Genomic DNA, 2147 nt, shown 5'->3' with positions numbered 1-2147 from the left:
CATCAAGGAAATGGTGACCCGAATTGGATATTTGCTTTATCGTTATGGAAACCACTTATTTTGAATTTTTAAGTTGATGGACATGGGAACTATTTTATATAAAGGAGAATCATGCAGCAGTCAAAGATCAAAAACAAAAAAGGGGGAATTATTTTGAAAAGGATTTCATCTTTATTATTAACTATGCCGATTATTTTAGGAAGTATTGCTACGATTCCGCATACAAAGGTTTCAGCTGAAACAATGTCATTCAATCAAGTAACATTCACTTTAGAAACATTGAACCAACAGACAAATCAAGCCATTGCAAATGGCAATTTTGAAGCTCATTTGAATAATCTAACAGCATATTTGAATGGAAATGTTGGGGGTATGACTGAAGAGAACTTGAAAAAGAAGCTTGCAGACCCAGTATTTGCAGCAGCTTTGGCTCAGTGGCAATTCATATCACAAACAGGTGCTGCAACAATGGCTACATTTGCTAAAAAAGATGCTGACCATCAGAAATTTCTTGGCTGGGCTATGAAAAATACAGATGTGATGAATACCTATCTTGAAGGTGGTAGTCCAACTGGAAAAAATCCTGTAAATGCACTTGAGATATGGAATACAATCTGGAATGCGGATGCAAATTCTCACGAAGGATTGTATTTAAAATTAGCGATAGCTACATCGTTAGCTCATGCTGAACCTATAAAATATTGGACAAACAATCAACCTATTAATCCATTAACAAGGTACCAACATTATAAATCAGCAGATCAAAATAATGAGTTACTTCCTTGCTTTAGAACATATGATGTTTGGCATTTAAGATTAGTAGTGAATACTTGGTCACCAGAAGAAGATTTAACTTGGGCAAGAAATATGATTAATACGGAACATCCAGAACTTAAAAATCAAGATAAGGTAGGGGAAAGTGCATATTTGGTTAATTATGTAACCCATAACAAAGATGGAGTTAGCATTCACGCTGGAAATGATGCATTCTACGGTTTAGGTTGGAATCTTTCTTCCATTTACAGATTTGGCGGGGTATGCGGTAATATTTCGAAGTTTGGTACGCAAGTAAGTCAAGCATTTGGAGTGGCAGCTATGCCTGTTGGACAACCTGGACATTGTGCACTTATATGGAATAACAAGCCATCTTCTTGGAATTTAGGAAATGATATATCTGGATGGGGTGGATCGAGCCGTCATGATGCAACTGTTATTCCTTGGTCAGATAATAGCCCGACAAATCAAGTGCCGTATATGCTACTATTTGAAAATGCTGAACGTGACCCAGTAAAACTAGATCAATCAGAGCGATTACGCTGGTTAGCGAAAGCGATGACTTCAGCAGATAATAAAATTGCAATTTATAAAATATCCACCAATATTTTACCAATCAATTTTTTAGTATGGGAAGATTACGTTTCTCTTATGTTACAAAATCCAAATGTAACAGATGCTGAGTGGAGAGAATTAAATAACAGTATCATTTCTGCTTTTGCGAATGAACAGCGACCGTTGAAGGATCTTCTTACTCAAATAAAAAGCCATGTACCAAATGCAGATGATATCTTGGAAGGAAAACAGTTTTCATGGTCACTGAAAGGGATTGGAGATTTTGAATTCGCAAAAGTAAATTTAAATAAATCAACAGAAGAAATGCAAATTGATCTAAAAGCAGGTGTACCACATAACTACTTTGATAGTACATATGCAAGTATTAAAGTGCAAAACACATCAGGTAAAGTGGTATATAATAAGGAAGTTAATGGGAAAAATCAACAAAATGCTGAGCAAGCCAAAGTTTCGGTAAAAGTAGGCGACTTTATTGAATTCACACATTTAGAAGGTGCGAACAGAGCTATTATCAAAAATATGGAAAAGAACATTCAGGAAAGCTTTGGGAATAAAGCAGTCTATGAGATTACAAAAGAGGGATTGAAGAAAGTAGATAACATTGTTAATCCGAAACCAGATACAGAAGCTCCCACACAGCCACAAGGATTATATGCAAGTAACCTTACTTCTAACAGTGTAGAGCTAAAATGGAATCCTTCTACAGATAATGTAGGTATAAAAGAATATCAGGTACTACGCGATGGACAATTGATTCAAACGGTACAAGGAACGACATTTACTGATCAAAACTTAAC

General features: G+C 35.6%; 1 protein-coding gene and 1 pseudogene. Both read left to right on the top strand.

Annotated features, from left to right (window positions below; all coding sequences use genetic code 11):
• Positions 1–72 (top strand): annotated as a pseudogene (locus CN409_RS32915) (chitin-binding protein); the annotation flags it as partial.
• 81 nt (positions 73–153) lie between these two features.
• Positions 154–2147 (top strand): putative mucin/carbohydrate-binding domain-containing protein (locus tag CN409_RS31010; protein ID WP_097982133.1); only part of this gene is annotated, 1994 nt, incomplete at its 3' end.

Source organism: Bacillus sp. AFS012607 (genome assembly GCF_002558005.1).
Taxonomy (GTDB): domain Bacteria; phylum Bacillota; class Bacilli; order Bacillales; family Bacillaceae_G; genus Bacillus_A; species Bacillus_A thuringiensis_S.
The sequence above is the reverse complement of the archived record's forward strand: the minus strand, read 5'-3'. Positions and strand labels throughout refer to the sequence as shown.